Annotated in this window: 15 protein-coding genes; 10 read left to right on the top strand and 5 right to left on the bottom strand. The window is 64.2% G+C overall.

Going from position 1 to position 15,812, the window contains the following annotated elements; translation table 11 throughout:
* Positions 1-26: 26 nt before the first annotated feature.
* On the top strand, positions 27-1,421 hold the full coding sequence (locus tag DOL89_RS06770) for an aspartate aminotransferase family protein (RefSeq protein WP_119678447.1): 1,395 nt from the start codon (positions 27-29) through the stop codon (positions 1,419-1,421).
* 220 nt (positions 1,422-1,641) lie between these two features.
* Complete coding sequence (hemA, locus tag DOL89_RS06775) at positions 1,642-2,862, top strand: 5-aminolevulinate synthase (protein WP_119678448.1); 1,221 nt, start codon at positions 1,642-1,644, stop codon at positions 2,860-2,862.
* An 88-nt stretch (positions 2,863-2,950) separates the two neighbouring features.
* Here hemA and DOL89_RS06780 read toward each other — a convergent pair whose 3' ends face one another.
* Complete coding sequence (locus DOL89_RS06780) at positions 2,951-3,694, bottom strand: PRC-barrel domain-containing protein (protein ID WP_119678449.1); 744 nt, start codon at positions 3,692-3,694, stop codon at positions 2,951-2,953.
* 188 nt (positions 3,695-3,882) lie between these two features.
* Between DOL89_RS06780 and secF the strand changes: the two genes are divergently transcribed.
* The 8 genes from secF to grxD all read left to right on the top strand — a co-directional run bounded on the left by secF (position 3,883) and on the right by grxD (position 11,955).
* Complete coding sequence (gene secF, locus DOL89_RS06785) at positions 3,883-4,818, top strand: protein translocase subunit SecF (protein WP_119678450.1); 936 nt, start codon at positions 3,883-3,885, stop codon at positions 4,816-4,818.
* Between the two features lie 56 nt (positions 4,819-4,874).
* Complete coding sequence (locus tag DOL89_RS06790) at positions 4,875-5,483, top strand: exopolysaccharide biosynthesis protein (protein WP_119678451.1); 609 nt, start codon at positions 4,875-4,877, stop codon at positions 5,481-5,483.
* Positions 5,484-5,603: 120 nt separating this feature from the next.
* On the top strand, positions 5,604-6,041 hold the full coding sequence (locus DOL89_RS06795) for a response regulator transcription factor (protein WP_119678452.1): 438 nt from the start codon (positions 5,604-5,606) through the stop codon (positions 6,039-6,041).
* Complete coding sequence (locus DOL89_RS06800) at positions 6,038-8,125, top strand: 3'-5' exonuclease (protein WP_119678453.1); 2,088 nt, start codon at positions 6,038-6,040, stop codon at positions 8,123-8,125. Before DOL89_RS06795 ends, DOL89_RS06800 begins: the two co-directional genes overlap by 4 nt.
* 174 nt (positions 8,126-8,299) lie before the next feature.
* Positions 8,300-8,989: a phosphoribosylformylglycinamidine synthase subunit PurQ gene (gene purQ / locus DOL89_RS06805; RefSeq protein WP_119678454.1), complete on the top strand. Its 690-nt coding sequence runs from the start codon at positions 8,300-8,302 to the stop codon at positions 8,987-8,989.
* Complete coding sequence (gene purL / locus DOL89_RS06810) at positions 8,986-11,211, top strand: phosphoribosylformylglycinamidine synthase subunit PurL (protein ID WP_225889934.1); 2,226 nt, start codon at positions 8,986-8,988, stop codon at positions 11,209-11,211. Before purQ ends, purL begins: the two co-directional genes overlap by 4 nt.
* 42 nt (positions 11,212-11,253) lie before the next feature.
* On the top strand, positions 11,254-11,490 hold the full coding sequence (locus DOL89_RS06815; RefSeq protein ID WP_119678455.1) for a BolA family protein: 237 nt from the start codon (positions 11,254-11,256) through the stop codon (positions 11,488-11,490).
* Positions 11,491-11,622: 132 nt separating this feature from the next.
* Positions 11,623-11,955 carry a Grx4 family monothiol glutaredoxin gene (gene grxD / locus DOL89_RS06820; protein ID WP_119678456.1) on the top strand — a complete coding sequence of 111 codons (333 nt, stop codon included), beginning with the start codon at positions 11,623-11,625 and terminating at the stop codon, positions 11,953-11,955.
* A 76-nt stretch (positions 11,956-12,031) separates the two neighbouring features.
* Here the strand turns inward: grxD and DOL89_RS06825 are convergent, their stop codons facing one another.
* The 4 genes from DOL89_RS06825 to DOL89_RS06840 all read right to left on the bottom strand — a co-directional run bounded on the left by DOL89_RS06825 (position 12,032) and on the right by DOL89_RS06840 (position 15,756).
* Positions 12,032-12,928 carry an alpha/beta fold hydrolase gene (locus DOL89_RS06825; RefSeq protein ID WP_119678457.1) on the bottom strand — a complete coding sequence of 299 codons (897 nt, stop codon included), beginning with the start codon at positions 12,926-12,928 and terminating at the stop codon, positions 12,032-12,034.
* Positions 12,929-13,096: 168 nt separating this feature from the next.
* A complete protein-coding gene (gene rpsD / locus DOL89_RS06830; protein ID WP_119678458.1) occupies positions 13,097-13,711 on the bottom strand; it encodes a 30S ribosomal protein S4 in 615 nt (204 codons plus the stop codon).
* Positions 13,712-13,944: 233 nt separating this feature from the next.
* Positions 13,945-14,853 carry a hypothetical protein gene (locus DOL89_RS06835; RefSeq protein ID WP_119678459.1) on the bottom strand — a complete coding sequence of 303 codons (909 nt, stop codon included), beginning with the start codon at positions 14,851-14,853 and terminating at the stop codon, positions 13,945-13,947.
* Between the two features lie 99 nt (positions 14,854-14,952).
* Positions 14,953-15,756: an RNA methyltransferase gene (locus DOL89_RS06840; protein ID WP_119678460.1), complete on the bottom strand. Its 804-nt coding sequence runs from the start codon at positions 15,754-15,756 to the stop codon at positions 14,953-14,955.
* Positions 15,757-15,812: the final 56 nt, after the last annotated feature.

Raw genomic sequence — 15,812 nt, forward strand, 5'->3', positions numbered from 1 at the left:
AGCCTTCGGGACGGAAGAAGCGCATCATGGACACGCACCACCTCGGCAACTCGCCCGCAAGCCGGGACAAGGCCTACCACCTGCATCCCTATACGAACCTGAAGGCGCATGAGAGCGCAGGCCCCTTGGTCATCGCCAAGGGCGAAGGCGTCACCGTCACGGACGAGACGGGCAAGAGCTACATCGAGGGGGTGGCAGGGCTCTGGTGCACGTCGCTGGGCTTCAACGAACTGCGCCTGATCGAGGCCGCGGTGCGGCAGATGAAGACCCTGCCCTTCTATCACGCCTTCGCCCACAAATCGCATGAGCCGGCCATCGACCTTGCAGAGAAGCTGATCGAGCTGGCGCCTGTGCCAATGAGCAAGGTGTTCTTCGCCTGCTCCGGCTCTGAGGCGAACGACACGGCCGTGAAGCTGGTCTGGTACTATAACAACGCGCTCGGCCGGCCGCAGAAGAAGAAGATCATCGCCCGCACCAAGGGCTATCATGGGGTCACCGTCGCCGCGGCCAGCTTGACCGGGCTGCCGAACAACCACCGTGATTTCGACCTGCCGATCTCCGGCATCCTGCATACCGACTGCCCGCACTGGTATCGCTTCCATGAGGAGGACGAGACGGAGGAGCAGTTCGCGAGCCGTCTGGCCGACAATCTGGAGCAGTTGATCCTGCGCGAAGGGCCCGAGACCGTGGCCGCCTTCATCGCCGAGCCAGTGATGGGCGCCGGCGGCGTGATCCTGCCGCCAGCAACGTATTTCGAGAAAATCCAGGCGGTACTGGCCAGGTACGATGTGCTGCTGATCGCGGATGAGGTGATCTGTGGCTTCGGGCGCACTGGCAACATGTGGGGCAGCCAGACCTATGGCATGCGACCCGACATCGTCACTTCTGCCAAGGCCCTGACCTCCGCCTACCTGCCCCTGTCCGCCGTTCTGGTGAATGAACGCATCTACCAGGCCTGTGTGGCGGAATCCGAGAAGATCGGCGTCTTCGGTCACGGCTACACCTATTCCGGCCATCCGGTCAGCTGCGCCGTCGCTCTGGAGACGCTGCGGATCTACGATGATCGCGACATCCTGGGCCATGTCCGCGCACTCGCCCCTCGGATGCAGGAGGGACTGCGCCGGTTCAGGGATCACCCGCTGGTGGGAGAGGTACGCGGCGTCGGCCTGATCGGAGGGATCGAGCTGGTCTGGGACAAAGCTGCGCGCACGACATTCGACCCGAAGTTGACTGTCGCGGCCAAGCTGGTGCAGTTCGCCCATCAGCACGGCGCCATTCTGCGCCCCATCGGCGATACGGTAGGCTTCTCCCCCCCGCTGGTCATCTCCGCCGACGAACTGGACGAGCTGCTGGCCCGTTTTGGACGCGCCTTGGACGATACGACGGACTGGCTTGTGCGCGAGGGGCATTGGCGGGGATGAGCCGCAGGGCCAGCGGGCGATCCGATCTTGGCCTAATGATGAATTGACTGAAATCAATGCCGCGTGCCGTATATGGGGTAAGAATGGTTACGGTACGGGGAGGGTTGCGCGACACGGTGCCGCGCATCGCTTCGGGTCCGGCCGCCGGTAGTCTACATAGCATGTGGACATCCAGCCGTGTCGGATAGACACTGTTCAGCCCACGATGGAAGCACGCCCGATGGACTACGAGAGCTTCTTCAAGAGCCAGATCGATGGCCTCCGCCGCGAAGGCCGCTATCGGGTGTTCGCCGATCTTGAGCGCCGGGTTGGCGAGTTTCCGACGGCTTCCTTCTTCCCGGAACCGGATTCTCCGGCCCGGGACGTGACGGTGTGGTGCTCCAACGACTATCTCGGCATGGGCCAGAACCCGGTCGTCATCGGCTCGATGATCGAATCGCTGCACAAGTGCGGCGCCGGAGCCGGCGGCACCCGGAACATCTCCGGCACCAACCACTATCATGTGCTGCTTGAGAAGGAGCTTGCCGACCTGCATCGTAAGGAGGCCGCGCTGCTCTTCACCTCCGGCTACATCAGCAACGAGGCGACGCTCAGCACCCTGCCCCGCCTGCTGCCGGACTGCGTGGTCTTCTCCGACGCGCTCAACCACGCCTCCATGATCGAGGGCATCCGCCATAGCGGGGCCAAGAAGCACATCTGGCGCCACAATGATGTGGAGCATCTGGACGAGCTGCTGTCGCGCTATCCGAAGAACCAGCCCAAGCTGGTTGCGTTCGAGAGCGTCTATTCCATGGATGGCGACATCGCCCCGATCGCGGAAATCTGCGACGTGGCCGATAAGCACGGCGCCATGACCTACCTGGATGAGGTTCACGCCGTCGGCATGTACGGCAAGCGCGGCGCCGGCGTTGCGGAGCGCGACGGCGTCATGGATCGGCTGACCGTGATCGAGGGTACCTTGGGCAAGGCCTTCGGCGTCATGGGCGGCTACATCACCGGCTCGGAAGCGCTGGTGGACTGTGTCCGCAGCTTCGCCTCCAGCTTCATCTTCACCACCTCCCTCGCCCCAGTCCTGGCTGCCGGCGCGCTTGCCTCCGTCCGTTTCCTTAAGGAGCATGACGAGCTGCGCCAGAAGCATCAGGAGCGGGCGCGCCGGTTGAAAACCCTGCTGGCCTCCGCCGGCCTGCCGGTGATGCCGAGCGTCAGCCACATCGTGCCGGTGCTGGTGGGCGATCCGCGCCTGTGTAAGCAGGCCAGCGACGACCTGCTGACTCGTCACAACATCTATGTCCAGCCGATCAATTACCCCACCGTTCCGCGCGGAACGGAGCGGCTGCGCATCACCCCGACGCCGTTCCACGACGATGCCCGGATGGAGCATCTGGTGGAGGCGCTGCTGGATGTCTGGAGCCGGCTGGAGATCAAGCGGCTCGCCGCCTGATCCGTCCTGCCGCTGGAACATTGAAGAAGAACGCCCCGACCTCACGGTCGGGGCATTTCCATATCCGCAGCACCGGTCGACGCTCGTATTACTCGGCGCGGTTGGCCGACTCCGCCGTATCGCCCGGAAGTTCGATCTGATTGCGGCTGACCGCCACCCGCATTTCCTTCGTGCCGGTGTTGATGGCCGCTACTTGGTCGAACGGGATTTCGTACCGGGCGCTGCCCATGCCAAGGATGCCGCCGCCGGTCGAGACCACGAGTTGCTCAACGGCGCCGGTCTCCAGATTGATGATCAATCCTTCGACCTTCCCGAACTTCTCGGCATCCGCCAGATGGACCGTATATTCCGTCAGCTCATCGGCCGAAGCGCGTCCACTGCCGGTTGGCCCGACATTATCCGGGGCGATCTGACCCGGGAACATGCGCGGGTCCTGCTGGCTGGTCTCCGCGTTCGGATCGGCGCTACGAACGGCGCGGGCCGGATCACGGCCCTGCTCACTGGGGTCCGGCTGTCGCCGCTGATCTGAAGGCACCGGCATCTGTCCGAAGGAGTCCGTGCGGTTCCCCTGCGGCGGGCTCACGCCCGTTTCCTGCGTCCGGCCATCATGCTCACCGGCCTCATCACCCGTTCCAACTGCGGCATCCTCCGTGCCCGGCGGCTCGACGTCCGTCGTGCCCGGATCGTCCTGATCCGGAATTAGAGCGTTCGTAGCGGCCGTGGAGTCGGTTTCCCGCTGGGGCTGCTGGCTTGCTCCCTCGGTCTGTGCGAGGGCTGTGCCGGAAGCGAGCAGGAACATTGTAAGGATCGCAGTCGCAGGCATGCGGATCATGAGAAGACCTTCCGGTTCTTTGGATATGACGGCCTCGCGTCAGAGGACCGTGCGTCGCTGCCAGTAAAACAGCCACCGCGTTCCCTCGTTCCCATCGGTCGAAATCCATCGCGTACGGCGATGGCTGTCGCTATAGTGCCGCGCCGTTCCACTGCACGCCGCGTACTGCCGCTATCTGAAGGTCAGTGATGAAGCCGATCCGCCTTGTGCCCGAAAACACCGATATCGATTTCGCGCGCCTGCGCTTCTTCGGGCTGCTGGTCTCGGCAATTCTCATTCTCGGGACTGCGGTCGCCCTCGTCTGGCCCGGGCTGAACCTTGGCATCGACTTCAAGGGCGGCATCCTGATGGAGATTCGGGCGGAGCAGCCGATTGATGTTGGGCAGCTCCGCGGCAACCTGAATGGTCTCGGTCTCGGCGAGGTCCAGATCCAGCAGTTCGGCAGCCCCAATGATGCATTGGTCCGCATTGGCCAGCAGACCGGCGGCGATGCCGCCCAGAATGAGGCCGTGCAACAGGTGCGCGCCGCACTCGGCGATGGCTATGAATATCGCCGTGTAGAACTGGTGGGCCCCCGTGTCGGCGGGGAGCTTATGCGGGACGGCATCATCGCCACCGCTCTGGCGCTGCTGGCCATCGCCGCCTATGTGGCGTTTCGTTTCGAGTGGCAGTTCGGTGTCTCGGCCCTGTTGGCGACCTTTCACGACGTGTTCGTGACGCTTGGGCTGTTCTGCGTCCTTCAGCTTGAGTTCGACCTGACTGCGGTCGCGGCGCTGCTGACCCTTGCCGGCTATTCGATCAACGATACCGTGGTGGTGTTCGACCGCATGCGCGAGCAGATGCGCAAGCATAAGAGCGCGGATTTGAAAACCATCATCAACATGTCCGTGAACCAGACGCTGGGCCGCACGATCCTGACCAGCGGCACCACGCTTCTTGCTATCCTCCCGCTGCTGATGTTCGGGGGCAGCGCGCTTGCCAACTTCACCATCGCCCTGTTCTGGGGTATTCTGGTCGGCACCTTCTCCTCCGTCTATGTGGCTGGTGCGCTGTTGCTCTACCTGCCGCAAATCCGCCGCGGAGATAAGGAAGACAGGCCCGACGAGGAAGCAGCCCGGGCCTGACGCCGCCCTGTACCGGCCCCTGAACACCCCCATGCACACGGAGTGACCGGATCGACATGGTTCCGCAGGAACGAACCTCGGACATACTGATCCGGATTCTCGACGCCAGCGATCAGCCCCGGCTCACCATCGGCGAGTTCGTTGACAGGCTGGGCGACCGTGCATTCGGCATTCTGATTCTGCTTTTCGCGCTCCCCAACTGCGTCCCCGGTCCACCGGGGTTGGCGACGCTCACCGGCATTCCCGTCGTGTTCGTGGCCTGGCAGATGATGATTGGCCGTGATCGGCCATGGCTGCCCGGCTTCCTGGCCCGCCGCTCTTTTCCGAGAACCGACCTTCTCCGCGTCATGCGGGTCACCCAGCCCTATCTGCGGCGGCTGGAGAAGCTTTCAAAGCCACGCATGACCTGGATCATGCGTGGCGCGTGGGAACGGGCGCTCGGCATCGTACTCTTCATTCTCTCCATCGTCCTGACCGCGCCGATCCCCTTCGGCAATCTGTTCCCCGCCATCGCCATTGCAATCATCGCGCTCGGCCTGATGGAGCATGACGGCCTCACCCTGATCATCGGCTATGTGACCGGCTTTCTTTCGGTCGTGATCGCGATGACGGTACTCATCACCATCTTCGCCGTGGTCGGCGGCGTGGTGGAGCAGGTCACCTGAACGCCCCATCCGGGCGGAGGCTTGATCCGGCTTCCGGCGAAGCCCTAAACTCCTGCCGAGCCGCTCCCAACGAGACAGCCGGAAGACTCCGGCTCGCACGGGCGGCTGGAGGAATTCGCGATGACTGCGCCCGAGGGGCAGAACTGCATAGGGACCGGAGCGCCCCCGCAACGGACGATTCTGGTGGCGGACGATGAGCCGTTCATCCTCATGTCGTTGGAATTCCTTCTGCTGAAGGCCGGATTCCGGGTTCGCACCGCCTGTAATGGCAAGGAGGTGCTGCAGTCCATGGCGGACGAGGCCCCGGATCTGCTCCTCCTTGATGTCATGATGCCGGAGTTGGACGGATTCTCCGCCTGTCAGCAGATCCGCAGCAATCCGGCATGGTCGGACCTGCCCGTCATCATGCTGACTGCGAAGAGCCGTGAAGTGGACCGCCAGAAAGGCATGGCGCTGGGCGCGACAGACTATGTCGTGAAGCCGTTCTCCACCCGTGAGCTCGTGGAGAAAGTCCGGGGTCACCTCGACGGCAAGGCCCGGCTGGGAGCAACTGCATGAGCGGCCGGCGGCTGCCCGCGATCCTGTTCCTGGGCGCTGCAGCCATCGTGGCTGTTCTCCTGATCCTCATTCCAGGCTGGGTGGCAGGCAGCGTCGCTCCGGGCGCGGCCGCCGGCTGGGGCAGCGCCCTGATTGCCGCATGTGCCATTCTGCTCCTGTGGCTGGCTGTGGATCGGCTGATCCTGGGCAAGGCCCGCGCGCTGGCGGCGGAAGCATCCATGGTCACCGTCGGCAACGGGGCCGAGTTGATCCCCGAACAGTTCGGCCCGATCGCCCCCGTTGCCCACGCCTTCAAGGACATGGCGGGCCGGTTCAGGACCCTGCGCACCGATACCGACCGCCGTATCGCCGAGGCTACCCGCCGAGCCGATGAGCAAGCTGGCCAGTTCGCCGCTCTCTTGCGCGATCTGCACGAGGGCGTGCTGGTCTGCAATCTGAAGCACCAGATCCTTCTCTATAACGAGGCCGCTCGTGCTCTTCTCCAGGCTCCCGAGCTCGGGCTTGGCCGCTCTCTTGCGGGACTTGTGACCCGAGAGCCCGTCCAGCACACGCTGGAGCGTCTCACCCGCCGCGTTGCCGACGGGCGGCATCATACACATGTGGACGGCACCACCGCCGGCTTCGTGACCAGCACGGCGGACGGCCGGCTGTTACAGGGGCACATGGCCGTGATCCTGGCGGATGAACAACGTATAACCGGCTATGTCGTAACGTTGGACGATGCCACTCGTGAACTGGCGACGCTGGCGCGGCGCGACATGCTGCTACGGGCAGCGACTGAGGACGTACGCAGCCCGCTCACCAATCTTGCCGCTGCGGCGGAGATGCTGGAAGCCCACCCCGACCTGTCCCCGGATGAGCGGGCGAGTTTCGACAGGATCATCATCTCCGCATCCAGGCAACTGAACGCCAGCCTGGAGAGAATTACCACGGAATACCGGGCTGGAATTTCTGCTGCCTGGCCCATGGACGACATTCATACCGGCAATCTCTTCGCGTTGTTGGCAGAGCGGACGGCCCGGCGCGGCGGACCGGAAATCACGGTTACCGGCCTGCCCCACTGGCTGCATGGGGACAGCTACAGCCTTGTCGTCCTGCTCTCCCGCCTGTCCAACCGGATCTCGGCAGCGACCGGGGCAAAGTCGATGGACGTGTCGGCGGAGCCGGACCCCAAGGGACACTTCGTCTATGCCGACCTGTCCTGGAAGGGCGATCCCCTGCCCTCCGATGCGCTGGACACCTGGCGGTCTGAACCTCTCGCCGATGCGCTGGCCGGCCTCACCGTTGGTGACCTTCTGGACCATCATGGCAGCGATATGTGGAGCGAACGGGCGGCCCAGGGATGTTCGCGCCTGCGTCTGCCGCTGCCGCCCGCCCAGGAAGTCCATGGCCGCCGGACCACCCAGGTCACCCCCCGGCCGGAATTCTTCGATTTCGACCTTCTGCATCAGCCCTTGCAGGAAGGGGAACATGGCCGCACACGGCTGAAGGCCTTGTCTTTCGTCGTTTTCGATACCGAAACGACCGGGCTCGCTCCCAGCCAGGGCGATGAGCTTGTCTCTATTGCCGGCGTCCGGATCATCAATGGCCGCATCCTGACCGGCGAAACCTTTCAGAGTCTGATCAATCCCGGCCGTCCGATTCCCGCATCCTCCACCGCGATCCACGGGGTCACCGATGCAATGGTCGAAGGCGCGCCGAAGGCGGAGGACGTCCTGCCCCAGTTCCGGGCCTTTATCGGCGACAGCGTGCTCGTGGCCCACAATGCCGCTTTCGATCTCAAGTTCCTGAAGATGAAACAGAAGGCGGCGGGCGTTCTGTTCGACGTGCCAGTGCTGGATACAATGATCCTGTCCCGCCAGATTCAGGGCGAGGATGGTGACCATACGCTTGACGGGATCGCAGCCCGTCTGGGGCTTCCAATCATGGACCGGCATTCGGCCCTGGGCGATGCGCTGGCGACTGCAGCCATCTTCCTCCATTTCATCGATCTGCTCGAAGAACGCGGGATCGAGACGCTCGACGATGCCATCCGGCGTTCGAACATGGCCATGGAACTCATCGCGCGAGAGCGGCACTTCTGATACAGAACCTGCCGGCTGGCGCGAGGCTGTGATTTCCGGGCACCTGTCCGGTGCTTTGCGTAAGGCCCCGTGCCTTGCATTCCGCGGTTCAGGGCATTAGCTTCCCGGCCAACCGGACGCGATCCCACTCGTGCCCGCCTTCCCGCGCAGCCACATAACGGACAGGTCCGCGGCATGAAGTCCGCCGTCATCGTCTTTCCCGGATCGAACTGCGACCGCGACATCGCCGTGGCGCTCGAACGCGCGTCCGGGCGCAAACCCCACATCGTGTTCCACAAGGACACGGAACTGCCGGAAGTGGATGTGATCGCCGTGCCCGGCGGCTTCTCCTATGGCGACTATCTGCGCTGCGGCGCCATGGCGGCACACTCGCCGATCATGCGCACGGTGAAGGAGCGGGCGGCCAAGGGTGTCCGGGTGATCGGCATCTGCAACGGTTTCCAAATCCTGACGGAGGCCGGGCTGCTGCCGGGCGCACTGATCCGGAACAGAACGCTGAAGTATATCTGCAAGACGGTCGGGCTCAGGGTCGAACGCACGGACAGCGACTTCACCGCCGGATATGCCGAAGGCCAGACGATCGGAATTCCCGTCGGTCATGGCGAGGGCAACTATGTCGCCGACGAGGACACGCTGGACCGGCTGGAAGGCGATGGACGCGTGGCCTTCCGCTATATCGGCCCGGCCGGTGCGGCGGATGCGGAGGGCAACCCCAATGGCGCTGCCCGCAACATCGCCGGCATTTTCAATGAGACCCGCACGGTGCTGGGCATGATGCCGCACCCGGAGCGCGCCTTCGAGCCGCTGCACGGCAATACCGACGGCCGCGCCATGTTCGATAGCCTGGTGGAGAGCCTGTCGTGACCGCTGTGAACCTTCCCAAGGAGCCCGAGGTCAACGAGGCGCTCGCCCGCGAACACGGCATCAAGGCGGACGAGTACGCCCGCCTGCTGGAGATTCTGGGCCGGCAGCCGACCTTTACCGAGCTTGGCATCTACTCAGTGATGTGGTCGGAGCATTGCTCCTACAAGTCCTCCCGCGTCTGGCTGAAGAAGTTTCCGACCACCGCCCCGTGGGTGATCTGCGGCCCCGGTGAAAATGCCGGCGTGATCGACATCGGCGACGGGCTGGCCGCCATCTTCAAGATGGAGAGCCACAACCACCCCTCCTACATTGAGCCGTTCCAGGGTGCCGCGACCGGTGTCGGCGGCATCTTGCGCGACGTCTTCACGATGGGTGCGCGCCCGATCGCCAACCTGAACGCCCTGCGCTTCGGTGAGCCGTCGCATCCGAAGACGAAGCAGCTCGTCTCCGGCGTTGTGGCCGGCATAGGGCACTATGGAAACTGCGTCGGCGTGCCGACCGTCGGCGGTGAGACCAACTTCCACAAGGCCTACAACGGCAACTGCCTGGTCAACGCCATGACCGTAGGCATCGCGCCGACGGACAAGATCTTCTATTCCAAGGCCGCCGGCGTCGGGAATCCGGTGGTCTATGTCGGCTCCAAGACCGGCCGCGACGGCATCCACGGCGCCACCATGTCCTCCGCTGAATTCTCCGAAGATACGGAGGAGAAGCGCCCGACCGTCCAGGTCGGCGACCCCTTCACGGAGAAGCTGCTGATCGAGGCCTGCCTGGAGCTGATGGCCACCGACGCCATCCAGTCCATCCAGGACATGGGCGCCGCCGGCCTCACCTCCTCCTCCGTGGAGATGGCAGGCAAGGGCGGCCTCGGCATCGAACTCGACCTCGATCTGGTGCCGCAGCGTGAGACCGGCATGACTCCGTACGAGATCATGCTGTCGGAAAGCCAGGAGCGCATGCTCATGGTGCTGAAGCCCGGCTCCGAAGAGCTTGCCCGCAAGATCTTCGAGAAGTGGGAGCTGGACTTCGCCATCATCGGCCGCCTGACCGACACCGGCCGCTTTGTCATCAACATGCATGGCAAGACCTGGTGCGACCTGCAGCTTGCTCCGCTGTTCGACGCCGCCCCGCTCTACACCCGCCCGACCGAGCCGACGCCCCCGCGTGAGGAGTTGCCGGCCGATGTGCGCGTACTGACAGGCGACGCCGCATCGGCGCTGAATACCCTGATCGGCTGCCCAGACCTCGCCTCCAAGCGCTGGATCTGGGAGCAGTATGACAGCCAGGTCGGCGCTTCCACCAAGTTCCTGTCGGGTCAGGCCGATGCCGGCGTCGTAAGGGTCCTTGGCACGGACAAAGGGCTGGCCATGACCTCCGACGTGACCCCGCGCTACTGCTACGCCGATCCCTACCGGGGCGGCATGCAGGCCGTGGCGGAGGCCTACCGGAATGTCAGCGCCGTGGGCGCGCTGCCGCTGGCCATCACCGACAACATGAACTTCGGCAACCCCGAAAAGCCGCGGATCATGGGCCAGTTTGCCAACTGCGTGGAGGGGATGGCCGAGGCCTGCCGCGTGCTGGACTTCCCCGTCGTCTCCGGCAACGTCTCCCTCTACAACGAGACCAATGGCGAGGGCATCCTTCCCACCCCCACGGTCGGAGGCGTTGGTCTTCTGGAGAACGCGGATACCGCCATCGGAATCGCCTTCAAGGCGGAAGGCGATGTGATCCTGCTGGTGGGCGAAGGCGCCGGTCATCTCGGCCAGTCTCTTTATCTGCGTGAGGTTCTGGGCCGGGAGGATGGTCCGCCGCCGCCCGTCGATCTGATGGCGGAGCGGCGTAACGGTGCTTTTGTCCGCGCCCTGATCAACGATGGCTTGGTGACTGCCAGCCACGATATCGCTGATGGCGGACTGCTGGTCACCATTGCGGAGATGGCGATGGCGTCCGGCCTGGGTGCCGATCTGCCGGTACTGGCCGACGCCGATGCCGGCGCACTTTTCGGAGAGGACCAGTCCCGCTATGTCCTCACCGTCCGGCCGGAGCATGCCGCCGATGTGGTGAAGCGCGCCGCCGATCTCGGCGTGCCGCTGGCCAAGCTTGGCACGGTTGCCGGGACTGCGTTGACAGGCATCTCCGGCACGGCCATATCGGTTCAGGAGCTTAAGCGCATCAACGAGGGCTGGATGCCCGGCTGGATGCAGGGTGCCGCCGCCGAGTGATCGGCGGCGGCCGGCCAAACACGAACCAGGGGATAGATAGCCATGGCGATGGATGCAGGTGAGATCGAGCGGCTGATCCGGGAGAGCATTCCCGATGCCAAGGTCCGCATCGACGATCTGCGCGGCGACGGCGACCATTATGCAGCCTATATCGAATCCTCCGCCTTTGCGGGTAAGAGCCGGGTGCAGCAGCACCAGATGGTCTATGCAGCCCTTCAGGGCCGCATGGGCAATGAACTGCACGCTCTGGCTCTGACTACCGCAGCGCCGAAGGGCTGACCACAGGGGCTGGCTTGCCGACGCAAGCAAGGGCCGCCCCTTGCGAACCACTATCGGAAGCGCCATCTGCGCAGAGATTCTGTCAGGCTGGAAAGGAGTTCCAGTCCCGACCTATGACGAGGATAGAGATCAATGGACCAGACCGTTAACGAGCGCATCAGGCGTGAAGTCACCGAGAACGACGTCGTCCTCTTTATGAAAGGCACCCCGGTCTTCCCGCAGTGCGGCTTTTCCGCTGCCGTCGTACAGGTGCTTAGCCACATGGGCGTGAAGTTCAAGGGCATCGACGTTCTGGTCGATCCGTCCCTGCGCCAGGGCATCAAGGACTTCGCCAACTGGCCGACTATCCCCCAGCTCTATGTGAAGGGTGAGTTCGTCGGCGGCTGCGACATCATCCGCGAAATGTATGAGAGCGGCGAGCTTCAGGAGTTGTTCAAGGAAAAGGGCGTCGCCGTCCCGGCGTAACCTGCCCTCCAAGACGAGATCGGGCCGCGCTCCCTGCAGGGGCGCGGCCCGATCTGCTTTCAGCAGACCGAGGCGCTCACTTGCCGGCGAGGAACGAGCGGAGTTCCGACTGGAATCGCTCCGGCGCGTCGAACATGATGAAGTGATAGGCGTCCGGGATGTGCTTCAGCTCCACCTGCGGAGCATTGGCGTAGGACATCCGGTAGATCATCCCCATCTGCTCTTCCGTGATCGGCGCGTTGGGCGCACGAACCCAGAGCACGGTCAGCGGCTTCTCCAGCTTCTTCAGCTCCGGCCGTAGATCGGTGGTGATCAGGTCGTACATGGCCTGCCCGCTAACGGCGGGCACGCTGTCCAAGGAGTGGGTCACGGGCTGCTCACGCTGGCTCTCATCCCGGACCATCGCAGCAATTGCCGCCTCTACCGCCGTACGTCGTTCCTGCCCGGCGAGATTGGCGAGGCGGGTGCGCATCTGCGCGGCAACGGGCTCAACCGTTTCCGCCGTGGTCCCCGGCGGGCCGAACAGGATGCCTAGAAAGGGCAGCATGTCGACGACCATGACCTTGGACACCGCATCCGGGTGGCGCGTTGCCACCGTCATTGCCAGCGTGCCGCCCATGGAGTGGCCAACCAGTGCCGGGGCATCCAGCTCCGCCTCTTCAATATAGCGTGTGATTTCCTCCGCCACGGGGGCGATAACCGGGCCGTCGGCATTGGCGCCTGCAGATGCCCCGGCGAAGCCGGCAACCTGCACCAGATGGTAGCGGTAGCCCTCGACCGCCTTCAGTGTGCCTTCCCAGACCTCGGGAGATGAACCTAACCCCGGGATCAGAATCACGTCTGGGCCTGAGCCACGGGTTTCAACGCTGATGCGCTCGCTCTTGAAGGCCGCGGGATCGGCCGCGAAAGACGCCGATGCCCAAGCGGCCACGGCCAGCGGCGCCAGAAGCTGAGCTAATGCCCGGTGAAGCATATGATTCCCCCTTCAGTTCGGATCTTGCGTCCGTTCAAGCGATACTCAACCGCCAGGCTCTAATCCAGGGGCTTCCATCACCGCTGCCTGAATGATTGCTAAAAAGCAGAAAGGCCGCTCCTTTCGGGAGCGGCCTTTCCATGGTGCAGGTGGGATGTCCCGCGCCGATCAGCGCGAGTAGAACTCGACCACCAGGTTCGGCTCCATCTGGACCGGGTACGGCACATCGGCCAGCGCCGGACCACGGACGAAGGTGCCCTTCAGCTCCTTGGTATCCACGGAGATGTAGTCGGGAACGTCACGCTCGCCGGACTGGGCGGCTTCCAGGATCAGGGCGAACTGCTTGGCCTTCTCGCGCACCTCGATCACATCGCCATCCTTCACCATGTAGGACGGGATGTTGACGCGCTTGCCATTCACCTTGATATGGCCGTGGTTGATGATCTGGCGCGCGGAGAACGGCGTCGGCGCGAACTTCATGCGGTAGACCACGGCGTCCAGGCGACGCTCGAGCAGCTGGATCAGATTCTCGCCGCTGTCGCCCTTGCGGCGCACGGCCTCGTCATACAGCTTGCGGAACTGCTTCTCGCCGATGTTGCCGTAGTAGCCCTTCAGCTTCTGCTTGGCCATCAGCTGCAGGCCGAAGTCGGACGGCTTCTTGCGGCGCTGGCCATGCTGGCCCGGACCGTACTCGCGCTTGTTGACCGGGGACTTCGCACGGCCCCACAGGTTCACGCCAAGGCGGCGGTCAATTTTGTACTTGGCTTCCTGACGCTTGCTCATCTTTGCTCCTATTGGCCGCCCACGCATTGATCGGCGGTGCGGCACTTGTTGTCCCGGTAGTTCCCACGCCCCTTGCCCATGGCCCGAAAGCCGGAATAGGCAAAGCCGGAGACGGGGCGCCGAACCGTTCGGCACCCGCCTTCCCAGGAGTGGGGCGGGATATAGGGGATCAGACTTTGCTTGTCAAACGTCGGAACGGCTGGCCGGCGCAGCCCTGCCTTGCCGGACGCCGCCTAAGCCCGGATGTCGAGCACGCCGCCGAATGACAGGGAAGCCGCAATGCCGGAGTCCATGGAAGCAGCGGCCGCGTCGACCTTGGCTGCTTCCTTCTCCAGATCATCCTGCTCACGGCCATATAAGATGGCAGCACGCCCGTTCTCGGCCCTGTCCTGCTCCTGGGCGAGGCGGATGATGAATTTGAGCAGACGTATGGTATCGGCGGCATCGCGCAGAAGGGTACGGGTGGAGCCATCGCCTGACGACGCATTGCGCCCGCGCTCCTCCTCCTGTTCCGCTGCCGCGTCCTGAGGCCCCCTTGCCTCTCCATCTTTACGGGGCGGTGATCCTGAAGCACGAGTGCCTGCAGCCTCCGCCGCCTGCCGGGCCTCACCCTCTCCCCTGGCGGCGATATCATCTGCTTCTTTGGCTGGATCGTCGGCCTCCGCCCTTACCGCTTCCATGTCAGCGACATCCGCGGCCGGATCGGCAACGCTTGTCTGGTCCTGCCCCTTCGCCACACCGGGTACCGATACCGCCACGGCGTGTATCGCACTTACCGATCCCCGCTCCGCGAGGGACGCAAGCTGCTTTGCCACAGCGGCGATCTGCTTGGCGATCCGTGCCGCCTGTCCAGCCGCCGCCTTCGGGTTCATCACCCCGTTCATGGCCTTTGCCAAGGCCATCAGCCTCTGCAATTCAGCGGTCAGCGCCTCACGCCGTTTCGCCTTGGCCTGCTTGTCGAGTTCAGAGAGGTCGCTGGTGTCTCTCGCCCTCTGCTCGCGCACCTGCTTCAGTCGCCCGAGCGCGGTCTGCTCCGCCTCCGTCGCTGCCGGCAGCCCCGTTCCATCCGCGCCAGGAGTGCCGGGCAGCCGTGAAACAGTCCCGGCTTGGCTAGATGGCTGGCGGAGAAGCGAGGCGGCCATCCTGGCGTCCACGCGCACGGTTGATGCCTTCTTGCAGGGAGCGGATCACCTACCCTTGCAGAAATGATCCTACGGATCAATCGTGGCCTGCCGGCCTGCTTATTCCGTCCGCTGCTTCTTCCGACCGATCAGGGCGGCGATGATGCCATGGAAGGTGCGGATTTCCTGCTCCGTCATGTGCGCCCGCTGAAGCGTGTTGCGCACGTTGCGGACCATGGACGGCTTCTTGTCCGGATGGGTGTAGAAGCCGGTCTGGTCCAACTCCCCCTCCAGATGGTCGAACAGGTTGTGCAGCTCTTCCTTGGTGGCCGGGCGGCTCTGGCCGGTATGGGTGTAGAACTCCTCCGTCCGGTCGTTCGCCATCCACCACTCATAGGCCACCAGCAGCACCGCCTGGGCGAGGTTGAGGGAGGAGAAGCCGGGATTCAGCGGGACGGAGATCATGGTGTCGGACAGCACGATGTCGTCATTCACCAGCCCGGTGCGCTCCGGCCCGAACAGGATGCCGACCTGCCGGCCCGCCGCCTCATGGGCGCGGATGTCGCGGGCGGCACGCCGGGGAGTGACGATGTCCTTGACCATGTCGCGCACGCGCGCCGCGGTGGAATAGACCTTCTGCAGATCGGCCACGGCTTCCTGCGTGGTTTCGAACACCTTCACCTTGTCCAGCACCAGCGTGGCCCCTGCCGAGGCGCTGACCGCCTTCTCGTTGGGCCAGCCGTCGCGCGGGTTGACCAGCCGCAGCTCCGTCAGGCCGCAGTTCAGCATGGCCCGGGCGCAGGTCCCGATATTCTCCCCCATCTGGGGCTCGACCAGGATGATGACCGGGCCGCCTTGGCTGGTGGCGTCGGGGCCGGCATCCGCCTTGGCCATCAGTTTCGGGCGGTTCGTGCCGCTGCTCATTGCTTTGCTTCTGTACTGGAACGCGATGCGGCCCTTTTTGGCCGCACCCTGCCGGG

This window comes from Indioceanicola profundi, from assembly GCF_003568845.1.
Classification (GTDB): domain Bacteria; phylum Pseudomonadota; class Alphaproteobacteria; order Azospirillales; family Azospirillaceae; genus Indioceanicola; species Indioceanicola profundi.